Source organism: Amycolatopsis dongchuanensis (genome assembly GCF_039542405.1).
Classification (GTDB): Bacteria; Actinomycetota; Actinomycetes; order Mycobacteriales; family Pseudonocardiaceae; genus Amycolatopsis_E; species Amycolatopsis_E sacchari.
Window position 1 is genome coordinate 42,106 of sequence record NZ_BAABIB010000008.1, and the last position, 25,300, is coordinate 67,405.

Annotated in this window: 21 protein-coding genes and 2 pseudogenes; 8 read left to right on the forward strand and 15 right to left on the reverse strand. The window is 70.9% G+C overall.

From position 1 onward, the window contains the following. The first annotated feature begins 336 nt into the window (after nt 1–336). Genes ABFX51_RS01640 through ABFX51_RS01650 form a run of 3 tightly spaced genes read left to right on the forward strand, consistent with a single transcriptional unit; the run spans nt 337 to nt 5,871 of the window. Nucleotides 337–2,958 carry a helix-turn-helix transcriptional regulator gene (locus ABFX51_RS01640; protein WP_346051590.1) on the forward strand — a complete coding sequence of 874 codons (2,622 nt, stop codon included), beginning with the start codon at nt 337–339 and terminating at the stop codon, nt 2,956–2,958. 13 nt (nt 2,959–2,971) lie between these two features. Continuing rightward, complete coding sequence (locus tag ABFX51_RS01645; protein ID WP_346051592.1) at nt 2,972–5,356, forward strand: right-handed parallel beta-helix repeat-containing protein; 2,385 nt, start codon at nt 2,972–2,974, stop codon at nt 5,354–5,356. Nucleotides 5,357–5,394: 38 nt separating this feature from the next. Next, nucleotides 5,395–5,871 carry a hypothetical protein gene (locus tag ABFX51_RS01650; protein ID WP_346051594.1) on the forward strand — a complete coding sequence of 159 codons (477 nt, stop codon included), beginning with the start codon at nt 5,395–5,397 and terminating at the stop codon, nt 5,869–5,871. Between the two features lie 38 nt (nt 5,872–5,909). On the opposite strand, the gene ABFX51_RS01655 is transcribed toward ABFX51_RS01650, so the two are convergent. The 4 genes from ABFX51_RS01655 to ABFX51_RS01670 all read right to left on the reverse strand — a co-directional run bounded on the left by ABFX51_RS01655 (nt 5,910) and on the right by ABFX51_RS01670 (nt 8,362). Continuing rightward, on the reverse strand, nt 5,910–6,284 hold the full coding sequence (locus ABFX51_RS01655; protein WP_346051596.1) for a hypothetical protein: 375 nt from the start codon (nt 6,282–6,284) through the stop codon (nt 5,910–5,912). Beyond that, entirely contained in the window at nt 6,281–7,468 is a 1,188-nt protein-coding gene (locus ABFX51_RS01660) for a putative T7SS-secreted protein (RefSeq protein WP_346051598.1), read from the reverse strand. The genes ABFX51_RS01655 and ABFX51_RS01660 overlap by 4 nt, the downstream gene beginning before the upstream one ends. Continuing rightward, entirely contained in the window at nt 7,461–7,787 is a 327-nt protein-coding gene (locus ABFX51_RS01665; protein WP_346051600.1) for a hypothetical protein, read from the reverse strand. Before ABFX51_RS01665 ends, ABFX51_RS01660 begins: the two co-directional genes overlap by 8 nt. Before the next feature lie 176 nt (nt 7,788–7,963). Beyond that, the gene (locus tag ABFX51_RS01670) at nt 7,964–8,362 is read right to left on the reverse strand and encodes a hypothetical protein (RefSeq protein ID WP_346051602.1); all 399 of its coding nucleotides are present in this window, start codon (nt 8,360–8,362) and stop codon (nt 7,964–7,966) included. 167 nt (nt 8,363–8,529) lie between these two features. Between ABFX51_RS01670 and ABFX51_RS01675 the strand changes: the two genes are divergently transcribed. Together ABFX51_RS01675 and ABFX51_RS01680 are read left to right on the forward strand one after the other, a co-directional pair. Beyond that, on the forward strand, nt 8,530–8,997 hold the full coding sequence (locus tag ABFX51_RS01675) for a hypothetical protein (RefSeq protein ID WP_346051604.1): 468 nt from the start codon (nt 8,530–8,532) through the stop codon (nt 8,995–8,997). A gap of 617 nt (nt 8,998–9,614) precedes the next feature. Continuing rightward, nucleotides 9,615–9,996 (forward strand): annotated as a pseudogene (locus ABFX51_RS01680) (ionic transporter y4hA); the annotation flags it as partial. On the opposite strand, the gene ABFX51_RS01685 reads toward ABFX51_RS01680, so the two are convergent. The 11 genes and pseudogenes from ABFX51_RS01685 to ABFX51_RS01735 all read right to left on the reverse strand — a co-directional run bounded on the left by ABFX51_RS01685 (nt 9,986) and on the right by ABFX51_RS01735 (nt 22,393). After that, on the reverse strand, nt 9,986–10,294 hold the full coding sequence (locus tag ABFX51_RS01685; protein ID WP_346051605.1) for a hypothetical protein: 309 nt from the start codon (nt 10,292–10,294) through the stop codon (nt 9,986–9,988). The pseudogene ABFX51_RS01680 and the gene ABFX51_RS01685 overlap by 11 nt on opposite strands. 11 nt (nt 10,295–10,305) lie before the next feature. Then, nucleotides 10,306–11,074 (reverse strand): annotated as a pseudogene (locus tag ABFX51_RS01690) (NAD(P)/FAD-dependent oxidoreductase); the annotation flags it as partial. Between the two features lie 291 nt (nt 11,075–11,365). Further along, complete coding sequence (locus tag ABFX51_RS01695) at nt 11,366–12,691, reverse strand: helix-turn-helix domain-containing protein (RefSeq protein WP_346051607.1); 1,326 nt, start codon at nt 12,689–12,691, stop codon at nt 11,366–11,368. Nucleotides 12,692–12,793: 102 nt separating this feature from the next. Next, nucleotides 12,794–14,062, reverse strand: coding sequence for a DegT/DnrJ/EryC1/StrS family aminotransferase (locus ABFX51_RS01700; protein WP_017985067.1), 1,269 nt, complete (start codon nt 14,060–14,062; stop codon nt 12,794–12,796). Then, nucleotides 14,059–14,952, reverse strand: a complete 894-nt coding sequence (locus tag ABFX51_RS01705) for a fumarylacetoacetate hydrolase family protein (protein WP_346051609.1) — start codon at nt 14,950–14,952, stop codon at nt 14,059–14,061. Before ABFX51_RS01705 ends, ABFX51_RS01700 begins: the two co-directional genes overlap by 4 nt. After that, nucleotides 14,949–15,752, reverse strand: coding sequence for an amidohydrolase family protein (locus tag ABFX51_RS01710; RefSeq protein ID WP_017985065.1), 804 nt, complete (start codon nt 15,750–15,752; stop codon nt 14,949–14,951). The genes ABFX51_RS01705 and ABFX51_RS01710 overlap by 4 nt, the downstream gene beginning before the upstream one ends. Then, nucleotides 15,749–16,519, reverse strand: coding sequence for an amidohydrolase family protein (locus ABFX51_RS01715; RefSeq protein WP_017985064.1), 771 nt, complete (start codon nt 16,517–16,519; stop codon nt 15,749–15,751). Before ABFX51_RS01715 ends, ABFX51_RS01710 begins: the two co-directional genes overlap by 4 nt. Beyond that, nucleotides 16,516–17,736, reverse strand: a complete 1,221-nt coding sequence (locus ABFX51_RS01720) for a DegT/DnrJ/EryC1/StrS family aminotransferase (RefSeq protein ID WP_346051612.1) — start codon at nt 17,734–17,736, stop codon at nt 16,516–16,518. The genes ABFX51_RS01715 and ABFX51_RS01720 overlap by 4 nt, the downstream gene beginning before the upstream one ends. Nucleotides 17,737–17,739: 3 nt before the next feature. After that, the gene (locus ABFX51_RS01725; protein WP_346051614.1) at nt 17,740–19,953 is read right to left on the reverse strand and encodes a heparinase II/III family protein; all 2,214 of its coding nucleotides are present in this window, start codon (nt 19,951–19,953) and stop codon (nt 17,740–17,742) included. Beyond that, nucleotides 19,954–20,988, reverse strand: a complete 1,035-nt coding sequence (locus ABFX51_RS01730; protein ID WP_017985062.1) for a Gfo/Idh/MocA family protein — start codon at nt 20,986–20,988, stop codon at nt 19,954–19,956. Nucleotides 20,989–21,079: 91 nt separating this feature from the next. Continuing rightward, nucleotides 21,080–22,393: an ABC transporter substrate-binding protein gene (locus ABFX51_RS01735; protein ID WP_346051616.1), complete on the reverse strand. Its 1,314-nt coding sequence runs from the start codon at nt 22,391–22,393 to the stop codon at nt 21,080–21,082. Nucleotides 22,394–22,617: 224 nt separating this feature from the next. Here ABFX51_RS01735 and ABFX51_RS01740 point away from each other — a divergent pair, with 224 nt between their 5' ends. The 3 genes from ABFX51_RS01740 to ABFX51_RS01750 are packed head-to-tail and all read left to right on the forward strand — an operon-like array spanning nt 22,618 to nt 25,300. After that, complete coding sequence (locus ABFX51_RS01740; RefSeq protein WP_017985060.1) at nt 22,618–23,565, forward strand: carbohydrate ABC transporter permease; 948 nt, start codon at nt 22,618–22,620, stop codon at nt 23,563–23,565. Then, nucleotides 23,562–24,380, forward strand: a complete 819-nt coding sequence (locus ABFX51_RS01745; RefSeq protein WP_017985059.1) for a carbohydrate ABC transporter permease — start codon at nt 23,562–23,564, stop codon at nt 24,378–24,380. Before ABFX51_RS01740 ends, ABFX51_RS01745 begins: the two co-directional genes overlap by 4 nt. Next, a complete protein-coding gene (locus ABFX51_RS01750) occupies nt 24,380–25,300 on the forward strand; it encodes a Gfo/Idh/MocA family oxidoreductase (RefSeq protein ID WP_346051618.1) in 921 nt (306 codons plus the stop codon). The genes ABFX51_RS01745 and ABFX51_RS01750 overlap by 1 nt, the downstream gene beginning before the upstream one ends.

The following is a 25,300-nucleotide window of genomic DNA, read 5'->3' on the forward strand; positions in this document are numbered from 1 at the left end:
GCCACGATCATCTCCAGACTCGCGCGTTCCGGCTGCTCCGGTGTTCCCGAACGAACACACCGTCGTGATCGAAGGGGCGACTGGCCTTTACTTGGACGCCGCAGGTCAGAACCTGGTTCCGGCAGGAGTTGCCCGCACGGAGGTGTTCCATGGGGGAAGTTCCCCAGTGTCGGCTTTCGCGCCGGTCCGAACGGTCCTCTCACGTGCCCGATCGATTACCACTGGCTCAGCCGCGCGCCGGACCGGACGGGTTATCCGGTCGCGGAACGGCCGGAGCCGGGTGCTCGTCGAACAGCGGCGAACCGTGGGACGAGGTGCAGCGGGAAGGAGCGTCGGATGGCCCGCCAGCGTGGTGAACTGGTCGGGAGGCAGGCCGAGCTGGCAGCCCTCACCGAGGCGTGCCGCGGGCAGGACCCGGCGCTCGTCGTCGTCAGGGGCGCCCGTGGCAGCGGCCGGACGGCGCTGCTGACCCAGCTGGGCCGCGAGCTCTCCGGCACGGTACTGGCCATCCCGTTCGCGCGGATCGACCGTCCGGACTGGGACCTCTTCGGCGCGCACGCGGTGCTGACGGCGATCCGCGAGCAGTTCGAGAGCCTCGGTGCGAACCCCCGGCTCGCCGAGTCGATCACCGCGGTGAGCCGGTTGTGCACGGCGGAGACCTACGCGTCGGCCTGGGGCCAGTCCGCCCTGCTCACCGAGCTGAGCAGGATGTTCGCCCGCATCGCCGCCGAAGGGCCCGTCACCGTGCTGGCCGACGACATCGACGTCGTGCCGATGGCGGTGCTGGCCGTCGCCCCGGCCCACCGCGCCGGTCACCACGTCGTCGCCACGTGCCTCGACGAGACGCGTGAGCCGGACGAAACGGCGCAGCTGTGGGCGCTCGCGGACCGGACCGTCGACCTCGCGCCACTGTCCGATGAGGACGTTGACGCACTGGTGCGCCAGCTGGCCAACACCCCGGTCGACGCGGGGTTGAGCCGGGCCCTGCGAGCGAGTCTCGGCTCGCTGTACGGCAACCCCGGCACCGTCCGGTCCGCTGTGGCCGACCTCCGCGAGCGCGACCGGCTCGTGTTCGTGAAGACCCACCTGTGCCTGCGCGACCCGGCCGAGCCGGTGGCGCTCCCCGCCGGTCACCCGCTGCTCACCGAGGTCGACGCGCTGGGCGAAACCGGGCGGCACCTGGTCGTCCTGGCTTCGAGCGCCGCCGGTTTCGCGGTGGACGAGACCCCCGTGCTCGCCGCGGCGACCGGCAGGCCCGCGAGTGAGTGCGGCGCGGCGGTGGACCGGCTGGTGCGCGCAGGCGCTCTTTTGAGCGATCCACAGGGAAAGCTGAGCTGTCCGTGCCCGGCGCTGGCCGCCGCGGTGCGGGAACGGATGGGGCCGGACGCGGTGGCCGCCCTGCACGCGGCGGTCGCCGGGCAGTTGCTGGCGATGGGCGACCGCATGGCGCCGGACCCCGGCGTGCTCGCCGACCACGTCGCGGCCGCGGGGCGCGCGCTGCCGCCCAGCCCGGAACTGGCCGCCCTCCTGCAGGAGGAGGCGAAGCGGGTCGCCACCCGTGACCCGGCGCGTGCGGCCGAGCGGCAGTACGCCGCCCTCCGCCACGCCGATCGCGACTCGGTGCAGACCGAGCTGGTCCGGTTGTTGTTCCAGGCGGGCAAGTACGACCGCATGGCCGAGCTGGTGGACGAACTCGCCGCCACCGACGGGCTGCCCGCGAGCACAGTTGCCCGAGCCGAACTCGCCGCGGCGGCGGCGCTGGCATCCGTCCACTTGGGACAGCCGGTCGCCGCGCGCGTGCGTGCGGCTCTGGGAGAACACGAGGCCTTCCGCTTCTGCGACCGCTGGTTCGCCGGGGACCCGGTGGCAGCGCCGGAGCTGGTGTCGGCCTTCGCGGGGCTCGCGGCGAGCTGGCCCACCCCGGCCGTGGAGTTGCGGCGCCGGACGATGGCCGAGTTCGGGGGGCCGTGTGCGATCCGCGACCTCGCCACGGTCTTCCGGTCGATGTTCGGCCCCGCCTACCGGCTGCCGGATTCGGGGCCACTGGCGGCGTTCCACCGCGTGGTGACCGGTTTCCGCGAGGCGAGGTGGCCGGACGCCGTCAGCGCCGCGCGCGAGCTGGAGACGTGCGAGCACGCTGACCCCGCGATGCTCGCGATCGCACGGCTGCTCGCCGCCGAGATGTGCGTGTGGCACGGCAGGGAGCGGCGGGCCGTGGCCTGGCTGGAGTCGGTGGAGCGGACCGGCCGGTTCGGCGTGCTGCGGGGCTGGGTGGAGTGCGGGCTGCACCACGAGGCGGGCGAGCTCGACGAGGCGCTGCGCGTGGGCTGGAATGCCTACACGCAAAGGGAAAGTGGTGAACCCGGCCAGCACCGGCTGCTGGTGCGGCTGGCGATCATCGCCGTCGAGGCGGGCCGGACGCGATGGGCGCACCAGGCGCTGCGCGAGGCGGAGGCCCGGCACACCCGGGAGGACAGCGCCGTGTCGCAGGTGACGGTTTCGCTGGTGCGCGGGCTGGTCGAGCGGGACGGCGCCGCGGCGGAGGCGGGCGAGCGGCTCGTGCGGGCGCGCGGTCACCTGCCGGACCTCGCGTGGGCTTGCCTCGTGGCGGGCCAGGTCGCGGAGGAACCGGACCCGTGGCTGCACGAGGCGTACCGGCTGGCCCGCGAACTGGGTGCGACGCGGCTGCGCGCGAAGGTCAAGCAGCACATGGAAGGGCGCGGCGTGCTCGCCCCGGTCGCCCGGTCGCGGCGCGCGGAACTGTCCGAAGTGGAGCTGGCGATCGTCGAGCTGATCCGGCAGGGCCGCACGAACCGGCAGATCGCGCTGAAGCTGCGGATGAGCGAGAAGACGGTGGAGAACCACCTCACGCGGCTGTTCCTCAAGGCGGGCTGCCGGACGCGGCACGGGCTCGCGGCGGCCAGCCTGCAGGGGCGGCTCGAAGCGGTCGGTGCGTGAGGGAGGAACGCAGGTGAGTCAGCACGTCATCCCGGTCACCCAGAGCGCGGGCACCGGGCACAGCCGGATCGCCGACGCGGTCGCGCGCGCGGCGGAGGGCGCGGTGATCGTGGTGGGGCCGGGGCGGTACACCGAGAACCTGGTGCTGGACAAGGCGGTCACCATCACGGCGGAGCACGGTCCCGGCACGGTGCGGCTCGTCGCCGACGAGGGGGTGACCGTCGTGCTGACGGCCGAGTCCGCCGCGTTGTCCGGGCTGGTGGTCGAATCCACGGACCCGGAGAACCCCGCGGTGCTCGTCACCGGCGGGCAGCTCAGCCTGACCGAGTGCGAGGTGCGGGCGGGCAGCTGGGCGGCGGTGTACGCGCGGGACAGCGGCGCGGTGCTGATGCGTGAGTGCGAAATCCGCAACGACCAGGGCGCCGGGGTCGTCGTCACGTCGCCGGACGGCGGGGTGCTGGACGGCTGCCGGCTCGGTGAGCTGGGCACGTCGGCGGTGGTGGTGGCGGACGACGGCGGGTTCCGGGTGCGGGCGTGCACCGTGGACACGGCGTCCGGCAACGGGATCTGCCTCAACGGCCGTGGCCAGCTCACGGTGGAGGACACCGCGGTGAGCCGCACCGGCAAGCCCGCGGTCGCGGTGGAGCAGGACGCGGGGATGACCGCGACGAGGCTCACGGTCTCGGACAGCGGCGGGATCGGCTTCTACCTGGCGACCTCGGGCAGCGTGGTGCTGGAGGACTGCGTCGTCGAGCGCGCCGGTGCGGAGGCGGTGTTCGTCGCGGAGGCGTGTGCGCCCTCGTTGCGGGGTTGCCGGGTCCAGGGCGCCGCGGGGAGCGGTCTGCGGTTCACCGGGCGCGCGGCGGGCACGGTGACGGGTTGTGAAGTGTCCGATGTGGAGGGTCCGGGTATCGCGCTGGCCGATCGCAGCGGCACGGAGTTCGCGAGCGTCGTGGTGAGCGGTTGCCGTTCGGGTGTGCGGATCGACGACTCGTCGGACCCGTTCTTCCGCGGCCTGCGGGTGCGGGGGTGTGACGGGGCGTCGATCGAGGTCGCGGGTGGTTCGCGGGGCCGGCTGGAGAACGTGGAGATCGACGGCGGCGCGGGTGTGGTCGTGACGGGCGGCGCGCGGCCGTCGGTGGGTGGCCTGAGCATGCGCGGCGTGAGCGACGCCGGGGTCGTGGTGACGGGTGCCGCGCTGACGTTGTCCGAAGGTGACCTCGGCGGGTGCGGGGCCGAAGGTGTGCGGGCTGAGCAGGGCGCGGAGGTCACGCTGGAGCGGTGCCGGGTGCACGGCAGCGGCGGCGCGGGCGCGCGGTTCGCGGAGGGCTCGACGGGCACGGTGGCGGACTCGGAGTTCGTGGGCGGCGCGGCGGACGGGCTGTTGCTGGAGACGGCGGAGGCGGTGCGCGTCACGGGTTGCACGGTGCGGGACAACCGGGGTTGCGGTGTGCGCAGCCTCCAGCCGACCGAGGCGATCGTGGTGGCGGGTCTGACGAGCACGGGCAACGGCATGCCGGACGCGGTCGGCACGGCGGCGGCCGCGGCGGTGGCGGAGCCGGTCGCGCAGCCGCGGCGGCAGAAGGCGGAGGCGGCGTCGGACCCGCTGGTGGAGTTGCAGCGGCTGGTGGGTCTCGCGGAGGTGAAGCGTGAGGTCACGTCGCTGGTCAACCTGAACAAGATGGCGCAGCGGCGGCTGGACGCGGGGCTGTCGGCGCCGCCGATGGCGCGGCACCTGGTGTTCGCGGGCCCGCCGGGCACGGGCAAGACGACGGTCGCGCGGTTGTACGGGGAGATCCTGGCGCAGCTGAAGGTGCTGCGCTCGGGGCACCTGGTGGAGGTTTCGCGGGCGGACCTGGTCGCGCAGATCATCGGTGGCACGGCGATCAAGACGACGGAGGCGTTCACGTCGGCGCTGGGCGGTGTCCTGTTCATCGACGAGGCGTACACGTTGTCGTCGGGCCGCGGCGGCAGCGGTCCGGACTTCGGCCGCGAGGCGATCGACACGCTGGTCAAGCTGATGGAAGACCACCGCGACGACATCGTGGTGATCGCGGCGGGGTATTCGAAGGAGATGCGGGAGTTCCTGGAAGCCAACCCGGGTATGGAAAGCCGCTTCAGCCGCACGATCGAGTTCGTGAACTACACGCCGGAAGAACTCGTCACGATCGTGCGCTTCCAGTGCGAGAAGCACGATTACCAGTTGGCTCCGGGGACGGAAGAGGCCCTGCTGCGGTATTTCGAGGAGATCCCGAAGGACGGCACCTTCGGCAACGGCCGTACGGCGCGGCGGGTGTTCGAGCAGATGGCGGACAGGCAGGCGTCAAGGCTGGCGACCGCGACCGCAGTAGAGGCGGCGGACCTGATGCTCCTCACCCCGGAAGACCTGGGGGTTTGACGGGCGGGCCGGCCGTGTGATGGCTAGGCTCCGCCACTGTGGACGATCGGAGAGGGCTCCCGTCGTGGCGCCTACCCGGTGCCGGACGGATCGCCGCGCTTTCGCTGAGCGTGAGCGCGGCCGTCGTGGTCGTCCTGGTCACGCTGGGTTTGACGGCTCCGACGGGCACGCACCCGTTCTTCTACCTGAGGCTGGCCTTCCTGAGCGGAGGCGCCGCCAGTCTCCTCTTCGGCGGGGTCGGCGTGGTGGTCGCGCGAGACCGCACTCCGACCATCCCGCCGCTGGACGCCGACTTCTTCGCCGGAGTCCGCCGTCTGGTGCTCGCGATGTGGTGGTGCGCGCTGGTGACGAACGCCCTGGGCATCCTCATCATGCTCTCGATCGCGGACGGCGCCGGTGGTGATGCCCCACTCCCGGCGCCGCGGCTGGCCGCCACCTTTGCCGTGGCGATCGTGACCATGGCCACCGCCACCACGACTTCCGTCTCCATGAGGCGGATCCTGCCTCGCGGATAGCGCCGCGACGGACTCTGCCTGCCGAGGATCGCCGCACGTCAACCAAAAGTCAGGCGAGGTGGCTGCGTCGTGTAGATGTGGACTTCGCCCCAGTCGCCGGTCAGTTCGTAGTGGTCGTTCCGGTACACCATGGTGTCGATGTTCCCGAGGTCGACCTCACCCGCGGCATCGGTGAACGTGAGGTCGCTGCGGCGAGGCCAGCGGACGCCGGTCACCTCGGCGAAGACGAGTTCGGCCTTGGCGTAGCAGTACTGCTCGTCGGGGGGCGGCGCTTGGTACCGGGGGTGCCCGGGAGTCAGGACGAGGTCGAGTGAGAACACCACGGTGCCCGGGGTTTCGGAGATTCCGAGGACGTAGCTGTCCTCCAGGTAAACGTCGGTCAGGTCCGGGAATTCGGGGTAGTTCTTGGTCATGACAGGTCCCACTCGATCGGGGTGTGGTTGCCTGGGCTGCGCCGGTTCACCGGGTTGCCCTGCGGGTCGATTCGCTGCCCATGTTCGTTCCTCAGCTCGACGTGCGGGTTCTCGCTGCCAGGCGTGCGCGAGCTGCCCTGCTTGATCGTCATCCGCGGGATGCCGTTCTCGTCAACGTACTTGGGTGGCCCGTTGGGCGTCTGGGTGCGGGTCCAGCCCTGGGATTCCGCATAGCGCTCGAGGTCGGACGCTTTCGGCGGTGTCCCCTCCTTGAACTGCTCGGCCAAGCCCTTGGCGGGGGTGGGGGAAGCAGTCGGCTCCGCGTCACCACCTCCCCGCTGGACGACCTCGACGTGGTCGTCACCGGCAGCGTTCACCGCCATGTGTGCGACCGCGCCCGCCGTGATCGTGGCCCCGGTGGCCATGCCCGCCGCGGACACGGCGTTGAGGGGAACGCCTGCGACCGCACCTACGCCCGTGGCGTCCAGGACGATGCCGATTCCTTCTCCAGCGGCGCTGACGACCGTGAGCCCGGCACCGGCCGCGGCGGCCAGCACGTCGCCGGGATGGTTGAGCATGGCGTTGCCGAACGACGCCAACCCGTTCACCAGATGGGCCCCGACGTCGGCGACGAAGTTGCCGACGTCGTCCAGCCAGCTCGACTTCTCCGGAGCGGCGGCTGTGCCGTCCCGCAACGCGTCGGCAGCTGTGTCTCCGGCTTCCGCGAGTTGGCTTCGGGCGCGGGCGAGCAGCGCGCGTGCCGCGTCGCGGTCACCCGCGCCGGGGTCCGTGAACGGCGGTGTGGGTTGGTTGTTCGCCACGGCCTGGTTGTGCTCAGCCGTCGCTCTCGCGGTCGCGGCTTGCCCCTGGTTCCAGCGCGCGATGGCTTCCCCAGCCTGCGTCTGGGCCCATCGCAACGTCGCGGCATAGTTTTCGAGCGCGTCGGCAGCCGAGCCAAGGGCATCCGCGGCGGCGAACCACTTGCGTGGCTCATAGCTGAACTTGTCGTGGAAGGCGCGGGAAGCGGGCCCCTCCCAGGAACCGGTATCCACGGCCAGCAGCCCTTGCGCCGCGTTGTCCGCCTCGTCCGCGCGCGCTCGCAAGACCCGGGCGTTTTCCTCGATCGCCTCGGGCTTGCCCGGGATCAGAGCGGCCGGGTCCTGGGTGTCACCGAGTTCAGCCATCCTCCACTGCCCCCGTGGCAGGATCACCCGCGAGTGTTCGGGCAGTGGCCTCGTCGATGGCTTGATATGCCTGCACGGCCTTGGTCAGCGTCTCGCCGATCGCCCCCGCGTCGTCAGTGAGGACATCGAGGCCGTCACTCCACTTGACGCAGAAGTCCATCAAGGCGTCGTGCAACGCCTGGTGACCGTACAACTCGGGTTCCCCGCAAAGCCTCCGGAGTTCGAAGTTGTCCTGGTCCTGCACACTTCCTGTGATGCCACGTGCGGCCTGGCCGACAGCATCGATATCGACGTGAAATCCTGGGCCGTCCAACGCCAAAGCAATTCCCCCTTGATCACACGCGGGCACTCCGGGAACCATCTTGTTGTTCTGCTGTCGATCAGGCAAGGGTTGGCGCGCCGCTGGGTGAACGGCCGAAGGCGGCGTTGTTCCTGGTGTTTCTCGTGCGGCAGGTGGGATGCCGAACCCTTGTTGATCCCCGATCCCCGCGGTTGTCAGCAGCGCCTCAGCAGGCGACGTGCTCGGTGACGGGTTTGCTGAGAACGGGCCGACGACTCGCTGATCCGTTTGAGAGCACCGGCGAGCTTGTGGACGGAGTATCCCGCCTCCAGCCAATCGAGCGCTCGATCCGGCCAGTAGTCCGTCGGCCATTCCAATGCGAGTCGCAGCACCTCGTCCCAAGGCGGGGCGGATCTGGTGCCAGGAGTGTTTGTGAGGCGCATGACCTCGGTGTACGACTGCTCGAGCACCGGGAGCATCGCCACGAGCTTGTCCGACACCGGGTGGATAGCCGCCGGGGTTTCGCAGAGGCTCCACTGGCCGTCGTCGTCGAGTCCGAGCGCGAGCCCGTGCCGGCCAATCGCCAGTACCGGCCGCCACTCGCCCTCCCGCATGGAGCCAGGCTAGCGGCAACCTTCGCCGGTCATCTCCTTGACGGCTCCGTGTCCGGCGCGGTCAACTGACCCAGTCCTGGCGACCAGACCGAACGACAGCTGAAAGACACCAGGGAATCCGTGTTCATCCGTCCCAGAAAGCGCCGGTTCACCACACTGGAGGTCCGTTGCCCAGCGTCGTCGCGTCCCTGACTCTGCACTTTCAGGCCAAGGAGGCGCGCGCCATGCGGCTTGAGCAGTACGCGCGGGAAGACGCGTACCGCTTGTTCGACAAACGCATGGAAGCGTACGCAGCCTTGTACCTGCACATTGGAAGCGCGCGCCAAGCTCTTACCCGGCTGGCCAGAGCCAATGAGGAAGATCGGGAAAGCAGGATGGGTGCCAAGGCCGCACGACACGATCTTTGGGCAGATTACACGCTTATTCGCCTGATTGGCTCGCAGGAGGTTCTTGACGCCACGGCGCAAATTCTGTTCTTCGTTGACAAGAGTATAGAGACTCGTACGTTCGATGCCGATGGTTTCATTCGGAAGCTCGACGGTTTCCGCGACAGTGCCCGGAAGGAACTGATCCGCACCGATGGTTCTTCATCGCAACCGTCCCGTCGTGCCAATGCCGTAGACGACGTCAAGTGATGCCCTGCTCTGACCGGTGCCCTGGTCCGGTGGGTGTCCGTCTGGGCCTTCTCGCCCGAACGGCGCCAGTCCGGCCTGTCATAGAGCGGGCATCGTGCAGATGGAGGACTCTCCGCACGTGAAGACCTGGCGCGGGCCATCCGGGATGCCTTGACCGGTCCGTGGCGAACGCTAGCCGTTCACCGGTCCCGTTGCCGTGCGGCTCCTGTTCGTCACGGCACGGCCGAAGGGTCGGTCGACGCCGTCGACTCCGCGCACACCGTGTGGAAGACGACTCGCGCGCCACCGGATCCTCACCGCGAGGTAGACCGCAGCGGTGCCCGCGGCGCGGACCGGCGCGCCGACCGCGACCGAGTACACACCCGGGTGCGCCCCGGCGGCTTGTGCGATCCGGCGAGTTTTTGGAAGCAGGTTCGAAATCGCGGGCCTTCAGACGGCTCGAAACCTGTCCTGACCTGGACCTGTGTGCCCCCGGCAGGGCTACATGCAGACGGTCCCGCGCCTGACCAGCGGTTTTCCAGCGGGATGCTGGTCATCGAAGGCAGCTTCCAGGTCGACCACCCTGGTGGTGATGCCTGATGGGCACTCACGACGACACGTCCGTGCCGCAGACGGTGTCCCCGGCGATCGAGGCCGGGGTGGACAACGCCGGCCTCCCGCACGCGGTGGTCGGCGTGGTGATCGCCCTGCTGGTCCTGCTCCCCCGAGACCCTCGCCGCGGTGCGGGCCGCCCTGCGCGACCGCATCCAGACCAGCCTCAACCTGGCGCTCGGCTCGGCGATGGCGAGCATCGGCCTCACCATCCCGGCGATCGCGCTCGCCTCGATCTGGCTGCCCGGCACGCTGGTGCTCGGCCTCGGCAGCACCCACCTGGTGCTGCTCGCGCTCACCGTGGTGACCGGTGTGCTGACCGTCGTGCCCGGCCGCGCCACACCCCTGCAGGGCGGCGTCCACCTCGCCCTGCTCGCGAGCTTCATCTTCCTGGCCGTCAACCCCTGAGCCACACCGCGCCCTGGATCGGGACGCCGTTGTGGATCAGGAACCCGCGCACCACATTGGCCCGCACCACGGCCTCCTTCCCGGTCCAGCCGCGCGCCGCGACCAACTCGTCGAGCCACGAGTTGACCACCGCCCGCCGCCGCACGTTCAGGAACCGCTCGCCCGTGTCCTGCCTGCGCAGGAAACAGAACGCCAGCAGCTCGTCCGGCGTCGTGCCGATGTGGTGGCAGAAGTCGGCCAGCAGGTCCTCGTCCACCCGTCCCGCGGTCGTCCGCCAGCGAGCGACCGCGCCGGTCACCACGGCACGGGGACGTCCGCGGCCAGTACCACGCCGTGCACCTCGGATTCCGCCCCGGCGGCGGTGCGCACCCGGAACCGGCGCGGGCCGACGGGGTCGACGCCGCGGCCGGTGTGCGGCCGGACCCCGAGCCCGGCCAGGTAGTGCCCGAGTGGCGTCCAGAGCGCGGCGGGATAGGTGTCTGACGTCGAAGACGAGCCCCTCGGACGAGCCGAGGAAGTACAGATGGAACATCGTGGCCAGCTCCGCGGCGGACATCTCCGCTGGCGGGGCGAAGAAGCTGCGGGAGAACACCTCGAACGCGAGATGCCGTGCGGAGGGCGGGAAGTGATCCGCTCCAGGAACGACGCGGCGTCGACGTCGTCGAGCTGTTCGTAGATCCCTGGCACGCCGACGGTGATCAGGGGCAGCGCCGGCCGCGGTTTCAGCCGCAGCAGGTCGTGCCAGCGAAAGGTGGGGCTGCGCAGGGGCGAAAACCAGCGCGTTCAACGGTGGCGTCCTCGGCAGCCCGCGGAAGCTGTCGATGCGCCCGGCGGCATCCAGCAGCGGGTAGTCGGTGAGCGCGGTCAGCCGATCGAGGTGGGGGTCGGTGCGGCGCAGGAGCTGACGCAGGTTGTAGTACTGGCGGAAGAAGGCGTGGAAGCCGCGGCTCATGGTCACCGCGGTGAGCCCGGCGATGCCGCCGCCGACGACGACGGCGCGTGGCCTGGGTGCCAGCGCCGAGGCAGCGGAGCGGCCAGGAGGGGCCGGGTAGCAGACCAGTTTGCGGTCGGTACCGATGAACCCGCTCGTCTCCGCGTCCCGGTGGCGCCCGAGGTGACCGGGCAGCCATCCGACGGAGGCGTGCCGCGCGGATGGCTGCCCGGTCATACCGAGATCCTGGGGTACCCGCCGGCGCACCGCAGCACGACCCCGGGTTTCGCCGAGACCGTGGGCCCCGGACCGCCGGGGGCGGACGTGCGGTGGCGCGGGTCGGTGCGGCCAGCGCGGGGCGCGGCGGACCGCCGCGCCGGAGACCGTGTACGGCTGACCATGGCTCCGGTCACCGCGGCACCGCCGCCACGGCTCCGGTCAGGAAAGCTTCTCCGGCAGCAGCCGGTAGAGCTGCCTCGGCCTGCCGGGGCCGGCCGACCGCAGCGGGGGCATCTGCCAGGCGAGCCCCGTCTCGGTCAGGGTGTGCAGTACCCGGCGGGCCGCACGCGGGGTGATGTCCAGCAGCTCGGCGACCGCGCTGGCGTCGACGACAAGGCGATCGGTCGGCACTTCGGCGCCGGAGCCCAAGGCCCTGGCGAGCCGGTCCAGCGTGGTGCGTGCCTTGCTGTGCGCGTCGTCGTGGCTGAGCTGGCGGGCGCTCTGCCGTATGGGCGCGGTCAGCACCGTGCCGTCCGCGCCGACCACATAACTGCTTTCCCCGGCCGCGGTGCTCGCCCTTGCCAGCGCGGTTCTGGCGTTGGCCTCGGCGGCCCTCGCGGTCAGGCCGAGGCCGATACCGAGCTCGACGTCCAGGTCGACCTCCTGGCGGATCCGTTCCACGAACGGTGGCGCGCTCAGGTCGTCGGTGGCCGCGGTCAGCGAGCCGAAGGTGGCCACGATGTAGTAGCTGCGTTCGTCGCGGGACAGCACGGTGGCGTCCATCCGCCGCGCCTCATCGAGCAGGATGTGGTGCACCGCAAGGCGAAGCTGGTCGCGGCCGTACTCCCCGGTCGGCCCGGACGGCAGTTCGACGATGCCGATCGCGATCTGCGAGTCCTCCAGCCTGCTGCCGATGCCCAGCAACGCGGTCGTGCGCAGCGCGGAACGGATGGTCGCCGTGGTCGGCCGCATCAGCAACACCGGCACCTCCGCATCGGCCAGCCGCTGGGCCACCGAGCGCACGCTGGTCAGCGCGAGCTCGGTGGCTCCACGCCGGTAGGCGTCACGGTGGAACTCGAAGAACTCGGCCGGCGACTCCGGGTCGCGGTACTCCACCACGCGCACGTCGGTAACCGGGATGTGCAGGTCCGCGTAGGCCTCGTGGATCTCGTTACGGGGCACCGAGTCGATGCTCACCCGCCGGATGTCGGCGTGTTGCTCGAGTACCGCCCGCAGCAGCGCGCCGTACAGTGCCGAGCCGGACAGCGGGATATAGGTGGCCGGCACCGCGAGCCCGCCGGCCGCATGCGCCAGGTCGTACGGGAGCGGGCCGGCGAACAGGCAGGCGTCCAGGCCGGACTGCACCCTGGCCAGCTCCTTGGCCACCTCGCCCTCGTCGTGGTAGGCGATGCCGACCAGCCGCCAGTCGGCCTGATCGCCGGCCAGGCCGGCGCCGAGCTCGATGATCTGTGCCACCAGATCGGACGGCCCGGCGACCCCGATCACCGGTTGGTGCGGGATCGGTGCCTCGCGTGACTGTGTCACCCTGCACTCCCCGACTCGGCTGGCCGTCCGGGCATCGCCGGCTTACGGGCGGGACGTGCGCGATCCGCCCGGCCTGGCCTGCGCTTGCCCCGGCACGCGATCTTACACACCAGACGGTGTCCCCACGGTCGCCGTGAGCGCCGCATGCACCTTGCGGAAGGCCGCTGCGATGTCGTCCACGTCCGATTCGGTGTACGCCTCGTTCCAGTGCACCACCAGCAGGGTGCGCCGGATCAGCTCCTCGGCGTTCGGGCACAGGCCATCGGGGTAGTGCCGGTCGCGGCTCGCCGGCGGGCTGGTGAGCGGGAAACCCGAGCCGCCGTAGAGGTTCCGCTCGGCCAGCACCGGGTAGCCGTACACCGGCCGGCTCAGGTACCCGGCCGAGACCGGGATCCCTTCCGCTTCCAGCGCGCCCGCCCATTCCGCGTTCGTACCGCCGGCGATGGCCGGGTCGAGCACCACCGGGAACAGCCACACCGCGTGCCGGTCGATCCCGGTCGGCGGGTGCACGCCGGGCAGCCCGGTCAGCGCGTCCGCGAGCCGCCTCGCGTTCTCCCGCCTGCTGGCCACCACGCCGGCGAGCTTGCCGAGCTGCACCCTGGCGACCGCCGCCTGCAGCTCGGTCATCCGGTAGTTCATGCCGAGCGAGAGGTGGGTGCGCTCGCCGGTGTGCCGTGGCCAGCCCTTGTCCGCGAACAGCCGCATCCTGGTCGCCAGTTCCTGGTCGGAGGTGATCGCCATGCCGCCGTCCCCGCAGGTGATGTGCTTGTACTGCTGGAGGCTGAAGCAGCCGACGTGGCCGGCGGTTCCGGCGAGCCGCCCGTCCGGCAACTCGGTGAGGTAGGCCTGCGCGCAGTCCTCGATGAGCATCAGGTCGTGCTTGCGCGCGATCTCGGCCAGCTCCGCGATCGGCGCCGGCGCACCGGCGAGGTGCACCGCGATGATCGCCTTGGTGCGCTCGGTCACCAGCGCCGCCACCGCGGCCGGGTCGAGCAGGCCGGTGCGCGGGTCGACGTCGGCGAAGACCGGGACGGCGTTGTGCGCCAGGATCGGGATCACCGTGCCGAAGTCGGTGATCGGGGTGGTGATGATCTCGTCGCCCGGCGCCGGGTCGAGCGCGCCGACCGCCAGGTGCAGTGCGGCGGTGCCGGAGGTGCAGGCCACCGCGTGCGGCACCGCGTAGTAGTCGGCGAACTCCCGCTCGAACGCGGGCACCTGGGTGCCGCCGGTCGCGCCGAGCCGCCCGGAGGCGATCACCTCCGCGAGCGCGGCCGCCTCTGCCTCGCCGAGGGTGCGGCCCGCCGGGTCCATGGCGGAGAGGAACGGGGTGCTGCGCACGGGAGTGCCGCCGTGCATCGCGAGCTGGTTCACTGGTTCTGCTTCCTTTCCAGGATGGGGGTGTGCGTCACGCGGTTGCGCAGCACGCCGAGATCACCGATGCGGACTTCGACCACCGAGCCGTCCGGTACCTCGCCGATGCCGTCCGGGGTGCCGGTGGCGATCAGGTCGCCCGGTTCCAGGGTCATCACCGCGGACAGCCTGACCAGCAGCTCGCGCACGCCGAAGATCATCTGCGCGGTGCTGCCGCGCTGCCGGAGCAGGCCGTCCACCCGCACTTCCAGGTCCAGCGCCTGCGGATCGGGCACCTCGTCCGGGGTGACCAGCCACGGGCCGACCGGGCCGAACCCGTCGAAGTTCTTGCTGAGGTCCCACGGGTGCTGTGCGGCGATGTCGGCCAGCTGAAGGTCGCGCGCGGTCAGGTCGTTCATCATCGTGTAGCCGGCGACGGCACCCTGCCAGTCCTCGCCGTCGAAGTCTTTGCAGCGGCGGCCGATCACCACGGCCAGCTCGCCCTCGTGGTCGATCCTGCGGCTGAGCGGGGGCACCACGATGTCCGCGCCGTGCCCGGTCAGCGTGTGGGGGCCCTTGAGGAACAGCACCGGACGTTCCGGCGGGGTGAAGCCGCCCTCCTCGGCGTGCGCACGGTAGTTCAGCGCAAGGCAGACCACTTTGGACGGTCGTGGCACCGGCGGGCTGAGCGGGGCCTCGTCCACCGAGAGCACCCCTGGCCCGCCGCGCCCGGCGAGCTCGTCCGCCCGATCGCTGAGCCGGCGCAGCCGGTCCGGCGGTAGCGCGAGCAGTTCGAGGATGTCCGTCGGCGCGTCCGGGTCGATGACGTCCACCCGCACGACCGTGTCGCCGGCACGGGAGCCGACGCCGAGCGCCGGCCCCGCCTCGGTACGGATACTGGCCAGTCTCATGATTTCTCCTCCAACAGCGTGCGAATGGCGCCACCGAGCACGGTGGCCCGGTCGGCCAGGTCCAGTTCGGCGAACACCACCCGACCGATCGAGTAACGCAGGTCGATGAACGGGAAGTCGGATCCATAGATCACGCGGTGCGCGCCGAGCGCGGCGACCATCCTGGTCAGCCACCGCCCGGTGAAATGCGAGCCGCAGATCTCCAGGTAGAGGTTCGGGTGCGTGGCGGCGAGCTCGATCGCGCGCGCGAAGCCGTCCGGGCGGGCACCGCTGTGTCCCAGCAGCACCTTGGCCTTCGGGTATCGCCGCGCCACCTCGGCCACCTGCTCCGGATCGTCCACATCGGACCCCGTCCAGGTGTGCACGAGCACCGGGCGCCCGGTTTCCTCGGCGTAGGCCCAGGCGTCGGCGTAGCGGGGGCCGGTCACCGGGTAGTGGTGCAGGCTCGGGTGCAGCTTGAGCCCGACCATGCCCGGATGCGTGGCCCAGCGCGACAACTCGGCCGCCGGGTCCTGGTGCGGGTTGACCACCACGTAGCCGCAGAGCCGGCCCGGGTGGCGTTCGGTCGCCTCGGCGGTTTGCTCGTTGCCCCGCCTGGCGTCCAGCTCGATGGCCATGGTGGCGGACAGGATCGTGCGGCGAACGCCGCAGCGGTCCATCACCCGCACCATCGCGTCGGCGCTCGGGTCCGGGGTGAAGAAGAGGCTGTACGGGCCGAGGTGGGCGTGCGCGTCGATCACGTCCACTCCGGACAGCGGGGTCCTGGCGTGCACCGCCGAGACCAGCGGGTCGGTGGTCATGCCGGCTCCTTCCCGAGCAGCGTGAGCAGGTTGGTGCCGCCGATCCGGCGGGTCGCGGTGTCGTCGAGCTCCGACCACAGCAGCCGGGTGATCGCGTCGGCCCGGTCCCTCGCCGGGGCGCCGGTGCCGAAGAGCAGGCGGCTCGGGCCGAACCGCTCGACCAGCCACTCCAACCCGAGATGGCTGCCGAGGTAGGAAAGGTCGACGTGCACGTTGCCGGTGCGGGCCAGCACCCCGGCCAGCCGGCGCAGCAGCCGGTAACCGGTGGCGCACAGCACGATGGGCAGCTCGGGGTGGGTTCCGGCCAGCGCCTCGACCTCGTCGAGCGGCACCTGGTCGGCGTTCACCAGCAGCGGGCGGCGCCGCTCGGCCATGGCGGCCATCAGCGGCGCGACATCCGGCCCGGCCAGCGCATACCCGTGGTCGTGGGGATAGGCGCGGAAGGCGGCCACCCCGGCGCGCTCGGCGTCGGCGAGGAACCGGTCGATCCCGCCGAGCTCGCCGCAGGTGTCCGGGAGCACGACCCAGCACGGCAGCAGGCGTGGCTCGTCGGCGATCTCGCGCACCAGCAGCCGGTTTCCGCTGGGTGGGTCGTGCCGCCAGGCGTGTGAGTGGCAGACCACGGCGGAGCCGATGCCCACCCGGTCCATGTCCTTGACCGTCTCGGCCGCGGTGCCCTGCCCGACGTCCTCGGTGGGCAGCGGGCCGAGCATCGCGTTGGCGTCGACAAGGCAGGAGGGATCGAACGACGAATCGAACTCGGTCACGATGACGTGGTCGCCACCGTTCGTATCGCGGTGGCCACGTCGGCCATCTCGTCCGGCTCGGCCAGCAACACGTGATGCGGCAACCAGACCGACTCCGCGCAGGCCCGCTCGCACACCGGCAGGTCGATCCGGTCATAGCGGGTCGGTGGGTGGCCGGGGTCCCATCCGGTGGCCAGCAGGTCGAACCGTTGCCGCGCGAACACCGGCTGCCGGTAGAGCGGCAGCGGGTAGCCCCGGCTCGCCGGGATTCCGTGCCGGCGCAGCGCGGCGCAGAACTCCTCGACGGACCGGCCGCCGAAGGCCGACGGCGAGTACCGGAACAGGTAGAGGTGATGGGCGTGCCCGGTGGCACGGGGATCACGGGCGAGCGGCCTGATTCCGTCCACGTCGGACAGTTCGGCGTCCAGTCTTGCGGCGCAGGCCTCCCGGCGGGCGAACTGCGCCGGGAGCCGTTCGAGACCGGCGGACAGCAGCGCGGCCTGGAACGCGGTGATCCGCCAGTTCCCGCCGAACCGCTGGTGGTCGTACCACGCGCCGCCCTCGACGCGACCGCAGTTGCGCAGCTCGCGGGCGATGCCGGCGAGCTCGTCGTCGTTCGCCGACAGCGCGCCACCCTCGCCGCTGGTGAGGTTCTTCGAACCCTGGAACGACCACGAGCCGAACGCGCCGAACCCGCCGACCGGCCGGTCACGCCAGCTACTGCCGTGCGCGTGCGCGGCGTCCTCGATGAGCGCGATGCCGTGCCGGGTGCAGATCTCGCCGAGCGCGTCGAGGTCCGCGGGGTGGCCGGCCAGGTGCACGGCGATCACCGCGCGGGTGCGCGGGCCGATCGCCGCCTCCACCGCGGCCGGGTCGATGCAGTAGGTGTCCGGGGTGATGTCGGCGAACACCGGCAGCGCGTTCACCCCGAGCACCGCCGACGCCGTGGCCAGGAAGGTGTACGGCGGCACGATCACCTCGTCTCCGGCGCCGATGCCCAGCGCCGCCAGCGCGATCTCCAGGCTGACCGTGCCGTTGGCGCAGGTGATCACGTGCCTGGTTGCCAGCCGTTCGGCGAACTCGCGCTCGAACGCGGTCACCGCGGGGGCGTCGATGCCGTTCCACATCCCGCCGTCGAGCACTTCGGCAAGTCGGCGGCGTTCCGGCTCGCCGTGCTCCGGCCAGCGCGGCCATGGCGCCACGCGCACGGGCGCGGCCGTGGTTTCCGGGGTGGACATGCGTCAGACGCTCCTTTCGATCCGAACTCGCCACCGGCCGGCCGCCGGCAGCACCAGGCTGACCACGCCGTCGGCGCACCGAGGCTCCAGCCGGACGTCGTTGACCAGCACGGCGGCGGCCCGCCGGTTTCCCTGCGGCGCGACCGCCAGCCGCAGCGCGGTGCGCGCGGTGCACTCCACTTCCGCGTCCGCGCCGTCCGCGCTCCAGCGGATGTCGGCGGTCCGCAGCCCCCGGCCCGCGCCGAGCAGCGCACGCCCGGCGTGCTGGATGTCGCGGGCTCCCCAGGACACCGCGGCCACCGGGTTGCCGCCGGTGGTGCGGACGAGATGGTTGGGACCGACCAGGTCGGCGAAGCGTCCACGGCGCACCAGCACCGCCCCGCCCGGTCCGTCCACTTCGGACACGTCGGGCAGTGGCTCGGTCGGCGTCCGCAACGGCACCAGCACCGTGCTGGCCGCCCCGGCCGGGCAGTCGAGTCCGAGCCCGTACAGCTGGCCGGTGCGTGCCCCGCCCGGTCCCGGCGTGGTGGTCCGGCCGGTGCCGAGGTCGACCGCGCGGGCTCGTTCCGGCTGACCGGGCAGCACGAGCAGGCCGGGCCCGCCGTCGCTGCGGTGCCCGCCGGGGACCGGGACCCACGGGCGGATTCCGTGTAGCAGCACCCGGAACGGCTCGGTGACCGCATCGGTGAGCACCCAGTACGGCCGCTCGCCACGAACGAGCACCAGGGTGCGCCGGTGCCGGGCCGGGTAGCCGTGGTGCTCGGCAACCAGGATGTCGGCGGTGGGCAAGGCGGCGGCCACCAGCACGTCCGCGTCGTGCTCGTCGGCAAGTTCGTGGCCGGGCAGCAGTACCCCGCTGTGTGCCAGCGGGGCGCGATACCAGTCGTAGTAGCCGGGGTCGTCGTAGCTGTCCGGGCCGCCCGCCTCCCACAGCAGCGGTTCGCCGTTCGCGGCGAGCACCAGGTCCAGCACCGTGCGGTGACTGTGGCTCTCCAGCTCGTGCTCGATCAGCGGCCCGCAGTTGACCGCCGCGTAGGCCGCGTCCTCGCTGGAACCGCTGCGCTGCACCACGAACTTGCTGTGCGGCAGCAGCCCGCGGTGCGCCGCCGGTTCGGCGTTCGGCGGCATGCTTGGCGCGGCTTCGAACTCGGCGAGCGGGTCGCCGCGGCCGGGCCGCGGCGGTAGCCAGGACAGCACCTCGGCGATCCGCTCCGGGGCCACCCAGCGCAGCGCCGCCGCCTTGTACTCCGGCCGGCCGAGCAGATGGTGCCCGCGCAGCAGGTGTTCCCCGCTGGCGACCAGGTGCGAGTCATTGAACGGCGGCACCCAGCCGGGTGGTGCGGTCATCGCCAGCAGCCAGTCGTGCATGGCCGCCAGGCGGGGATGGTCGGCGAGGTCCCAGCCCAGCGCGCACTCGCCGGCCACCGCGGCCAGCTGCAGCGCGCCGAGGCACATCGTGTGGTAGGAGGGAGCCCGCTCGTAGTGCCCGCCGTCGGCGTACACGTCCAGCTCCAGGTGCTCACGTAGCCGGGCGATGGCGATCTCGCTCCACAGCGGACTTTCCGGCAGCTCCGGCAGGAACGCGGCGATCTGGGCGAGCACCGAGCAGCCGGCGAGCTGCCAGTTGCCGTGGCGGAAGGCGTCGTGTTCCTCGGCCAGCCAGCGCGCGCCACCGAGCAGCGTGCGCGCCATGGCCGCCACCGCCTCGTCCGGCAGCGCCGGGTTCCCGCCGAGCACGTGCAGCGCCTCGATGAAGACCTGGCAGCGGCCGGCGACGCCGAGGGTGTACCAGACCACGTCCAGGCCAGGCCACTCACCGCGCACCTTCTCCCGGCTGGCGTACCAGTCCAGCGTGATTTCGGCGAACCTGACCGGGTACCGGTCGTCCCCGGTCAGCGCGGCGGCCCTGGTCAGCGGTTGGGCCCAGTGCAGGTAGTGGAAGCCGTACAGCCCGGAGCGGCCGTGCGCCGGGTCGAGGAAGTCCACCGGGGCGTTCAGCAACCGCCGCGCCTCGGCGATCACCTTGTCCCCGGCGGGGCGGCCGGCGGCCCAGCCCGCCCAGCGCAGCGTGTCCGCCGCCGGCGAGACGTTCCTGGCGGCCAGGCGGGCCCGCAGTGTGCGCAGGTCCGGCGCGTCGAACTCTGCCAGCAGGTCGGCATCGGGGATGTGCAGCATCCGCACCGGGTCGACATGCGGTGGCTTCTCGACCGCGGTCATTCAGCTCGCCTCCACCGGGGCCGGCACGCGTTCCGGCTGCCCGGAGGCGATCGAGGCGTGCGCCGCTTCCAGCACCGCGCTGACGTGCCGCGAGCTCTCCATGGTGACCAGCGGCGCGGTGCCGGCGCGGACGCAGTCGACCATGTGCCACAACGCATCGCGCACGGCGCCGGCCGGGCGGCCGTGCACGGTACGCAGCAACAGGTTGCGCGGGTACTCGAATGCGCGCTCGGTGGCGATCTCGATCTGCTCGCACTTGCGGTCGAGGTGCACCACCGCCTGCTCGCCGATGACCTCCACGAAGGAGTCCGTCATGGTGGGGAAGGTGTCCGGGTAGATCCAGCACGCCTCGAAGGTGGCCACCGCGCCGCCGCGGTAGCGGACCTGTGCCTGCACGGCGTCGGGGGTGTCCACGCCGAGTTCGCGCAGCTTGCCGTGCACCGCGTTGGCGTAGACCTCCACCGCGACGTCGTCGAAGAGCCAGCTCACCAGGTCGATGTCATGGCTGGACAGGAACCACGCCGGAGTGGTTTCCGCGGCCCACGGGATCATCTTGGTCGGCACGTGGATCGTGTCGTTCTTGCGGGCGTAGGCCAGTACCGGCTTCCCGAGGTCGCCGGCCGCGATCCGTTGCTGTGCCTGCGCGTAGGCCGGCACCCACCGGTGGTTGAACAGGGTCATGCCGAGCACCCCGGCGCGGCGCACCGCGGCCAGTGCCCTGTCGGCGTCCACAGTGGACGTGGTGAACGGCTTCTCCACGAGCACGTGCTTCCCGGCTTCGGCCGCGGCGACCACGACGTCGGCGTGCAGGTGGTCCGGAGTGGCCACGACGACGAGGTCCACCTCGGGGTCGGCGACGAGTGATTCGTGGTCGGGGTGCGACCGCGCGTGGTAGGTCTTGGCAAGCGCCTGCGCGCTTTCCTTGGTACGGCTGGATATCGCGGTGACAACGGCGGCGGGGTGGTCGCTGAGCGCGGCCGCATGAGCGCGGCCCATGATGCCGGCGCCGACGATGCCTACCCGGACTTCGTGCATGAGGTGAGTGCTCCCGCGGTCGATGGCGGTGGGGAGGCCGGGGGACCGTGCGGGGTCCCCCGGCCGGATGGCGGGTTGGGTACCGCTTCGGTTACTTCTGGGCGAGCAGTTCGTTCCATTCCTTCTCGGCGTCGGCCAGCGCCTGCTTCGCGCTCTTGTCGCCGGTCATGAAGGCGCGGATGTGTTCACGGAACCGGTCGGAGAGCTGCCGGTCCTTCCCGGTGCCCATGGTGCCCAGCTCCAGCTTGGGCAGTTCCGCGGCGATCGCGGAGCGCGCCTTCTCGATCGGCGTGCCGGCACCGGGCTGGGTGAAGAAGGGGTCCTTCAGCGAGTCGGCGTTGGACGGGTAGATCGGGGTGAGCTTGCAGAACGCCGTCTGGTTCGCCGCGTCGGTGACGAACGCGATGAAGTCCGCCGCGGCCTTGGGATGCTTGGACGCCTTCGGGGTCACGAAGGTCTGCTGGTCCGGCAGCAGGTACTTGCCGGTCTTTCCGGTGGCGCCCTGTGCGACGTCGATCTTCGCGTACACGTCCGGTGCGTTCTTCTGCAGGCTGGTCAGGCTGCCGGGGATGCTGTTGACGCCGAAGGCCACCTGCTGGTTGGCCAGCGTCTGCGGGTACTGCCGGTCGTCCTTGACCGTGGAGCCCGGCGAGATTGCCCCGGTCTCCACCCCGTGCCGCCACCGTTCGAGCAGCGCCACCGCTTCCGGGGTGTTGAACGCGGCGTGCTTGCGGTCGGGGGTGAGGATCTGGATGCCTTCCAGCCGGACCAGATTCTCGTCGGGAATGCCGTTCATCCCGTAGGTGCTCGGCACCGCGGCGTGGAGCCTGGCACCCCAATCGAGCGCCGCGTCGAAGGTCTTCGGCGGGTTGGCCGGGTCGAGGCCGGCCTGGCGCACCAGGTCGGTGTTGATCAGGGAGATCGGTGCCCCGCTGTTGTACCAGGGGATCGCGATGAGCTTGCCGTCCCGCCGGAGCGGTTCGAGCAGGCTCGGCAGGTACTTCTGCTGGACGTCGGCGGGGACGTACTGGCCGAGGTCGGTCAGCGACGGGACGAACTGATCGAGGTCGGTGCTGGCCAGGTTGACCACGTCCGGGGTGTTCTGGCTGGCCACCGCGGACAGCAACTTGGTGCCAACGTCGTTGCCGGGGACGTCGACCCAGGTCACCGTCACATTGGAGTGGCTCTTCTGGTACGCGTCGATCAGGCTCTGGATGTAGTCGTTGTAGCCCTTTTTCAGGTTGATTGTCCAGAATTCGAGCTTGACCGGACCGCTGTCGTCTTCGGCGGTCTGCGTCGGGCCGGCGGTGCCGGCGACGCAGGCGCTTGCCAGGCCGAGAACGGCGGCGACGGCGACCGCGCGGGCGGCAACCTTGGTGTGGGACAGGGGAAAGCGGAGTTTCACAACGAACCTCCTGTCGGCTTGACGGGGTAGGGGATCGAGGGAGTGGCCGTTTTCTTGACACCCCGTGGAGCTGGGGCTAGTTTCCCGGTATCACTTTTCGGCGGACCGTAATTGATGTTCCGGACACAATCTATTGCTTGGCGCTCCGCTGTCAAGGGGCAAACCCCAGCGAGCAGGCCCCCGAGTCGACCGGGTGCCGCCCGCCTGACGAAGGGAAGTGGTGCATGGCCACAAGTGCCACGACCACGAACCACGCCACCGCCGGCCGGATCCAGACCGCCGGCCCCCGCCGCAAGGCACGCCTGCATGGGCGGTGGCATACGCCGTACGTCTTCCTCCTGCCCGCGCTGGTGCTGCTGGCGGTGTTCTTCATCTGGCCGGCGGTCACCGCGGTACAGCTGGCGTTCTTCGACTACCACGTGGTCAGCCCGCCGACCTGGGTCGGCCTCGACAACTTCAAGCGGCTGCTCGGCGATCCGAGGTTCTTCACCGCGCTGAAGAACTCCGGGCTGTTCATGGTCGGCATGGTGCCGCTGCTGGTGGGGCTGCCGCTGTTGCTCGCGCTGCTGGTGAACCTGCCGCTGCGGGCGATCAAGGTGTTCCGGCTGCTGTACTACCTGCCGGTGGTCACCTCGATGGTGGTGGTCGCCATCGCCTGGAACTACGTGTTCCACCAGCGCGGGGTGCTGAACTGGGCGCTCACCTCGGTGGGGCTGTTCGACAAGCCGGTGCAGTTCCTGCTGGACACCGGGTGGGCCCTGCCAGCCCTGGTTCTGGTCGAGGTCTGGAAATCCGCCGGCTACTACATGATGATCTACCTGGCGGGGCTGCAGTCCATTCCGACCTCGTTGTACGAGGCCGCCAGGGTCGACGGCGCCAGCTCATGGCAGCGGCTGTCCCACATCACCATCCCGCTGCTGCGGCCCTACCTCGCCGTGGTGGTGGTGCTCGCCACCATGGATTCGGTCCAGGTGTTCACCTCGGTGTTCGTGATGACCCAGGGCGGGCCGCAGGACCACACCATGACGCTGGGCTACTACATCTACGACAAGGCGTTCCGCGAGTTCGACGTCGGCTACGCCAACGCCATCGGCCTGGTGCTGTGGGCCATCCTGATCGTCTTCTCGCTGGTCAGCTACCGGATCACCCGGGGCAAGGTGACGGTGCCATGAGCCGCAACACGAAGATCCTGTTCTACCTGCTGATGTCGGCGATCTCGGTGGTGTTCGTCGGTCCCTTCCTGATCCTGCTCTCCACCGCGGTCAAGCCGATCAGTCAGCCGATCTTCTCGTTCCCGCCGCAACTGGTCCCACTGCCACCGGTGCTCGACTGGTTCATCGAGGCGTGGACCCAGATCTCCTTTCCCCGCTACCTGTGGAACTCGGTGCTGCTGGAGCTGCTCACCGTGCCGGCCTACCTGGTGATCTCCGCGCTGGCCGCCTACCCGCTGGCGCGCATGCGTTTCCGGGGCCGGCAGGTGGTGTTCGGGCTGATCGTGTCCACCATGTTCCTGCCCGGCGAGGTCATGCTCGTGCCGCGGTTCCTGATCGTCTCGCAGCTCGGCATGGTGGACACCTTCGCCGGGGTGGTGCTGCCCGGACTGATGTCCGCGTTCGGTGTCTTCCTGCTGCGCCAAGCGTTCGAGCAGCTTCCCCGTGAGCTGTTCGAAGCGGCCAGGGTGGACGGATGCAACCAGTGGCAGACGTTCTGGCGGGTGGCGCTTCCCCAGGTCGCGCCGACCATGGCCACCCTGGCGATCTTCGCGTTCATCAACGTGTGGAACAACTTCATCTGGCCGCTCGTGGTGCTCAAAACCGACTCCAACTACCCGCTGGCGCTCGGCCTCGCCTACCTGGCCGGCATCTTCGGTGACGATCAGCGGAGCCTGGCGGCCGGCACCGTCATGGCGCTTGCCCCGGTGCTCGTGTTCTTCATCGCGATGCAGCGCCACTTCATCGAAGGAATGAAAGGATCGGTGAAGGGCTAGTGACCGCCCTCCGCATCGGTTTGGTCGATCTGGACACCTCGCACCCCGAGTGCTTCCTGCCGTTCGTGCGCGCGCACGGCCACGAGGTCGTCGCCGTGTACGACGGTGGCACGGTGTGGGACCCCGGTTATGCCGAGCGCTTCGCCGCGCAGCACGGCATCGCCACGGTGTGCCGGTCGCTCGACGAGATGGCCGCGCGGGTCGACGTGGCGTTCCTGCACGGCTGCGACTGGGACCTGCGGATCGAGCGGGCCCGTCCGTTCGCCGAAGCCGGTGTCGGCCTGCTGGTGGACAAACCCTTCGGCGGCACCGGTTCCGCGATCCACTCGCTGGTCTCCTACGCCGAGACCGGGCTGCGGATCACCGGCGGCTCGGCCCTGCGCTGGTGCACCGAGGTGCGCCGGTGGCGGGCGGAGCATGCCGGCGATCCGGCCGAGTTCGCCCTGGTCGGCTGCTCGGGTGAGGAGTTCGACTACGGGATCCACGCCTACTCGATGCTGCACGGGCTGTTCGGTCCCGGTGTGGTCGAGGCAAGGCATCTCGGTGGGCACGGTCAGCAGCGAGTAGAGCTGCGATGGGAGGACGGCCGCACCGCGATGGTGAGTGTCGGCCCCACCCAGGAACGGCACCCGTTCCACGCGACCGTCCTTTCCGGACGGTCGGTGCGGCACCTCATCGCCGACCCGGACGGGCTCTACGAGGAGTTCCTGAACGCCACCCTGCCCTATCTTGCCGGCGAGGCGCCGGCGCCGCTGCCGCTGCGGCAGCTGGTCGAGCCGGAGCTGGCCGCGTTGGCCGGGCTGGTGTCGCGACGCGACGGCGGGCGGTGGGTGGAGCTGCGCGATCCCGCGCTCGACGCCGTGTCCTTCGACGGGGCCGCGTTCGGTGCCCGCTACCGGGCCGCGAAACGAGGCGGGTGA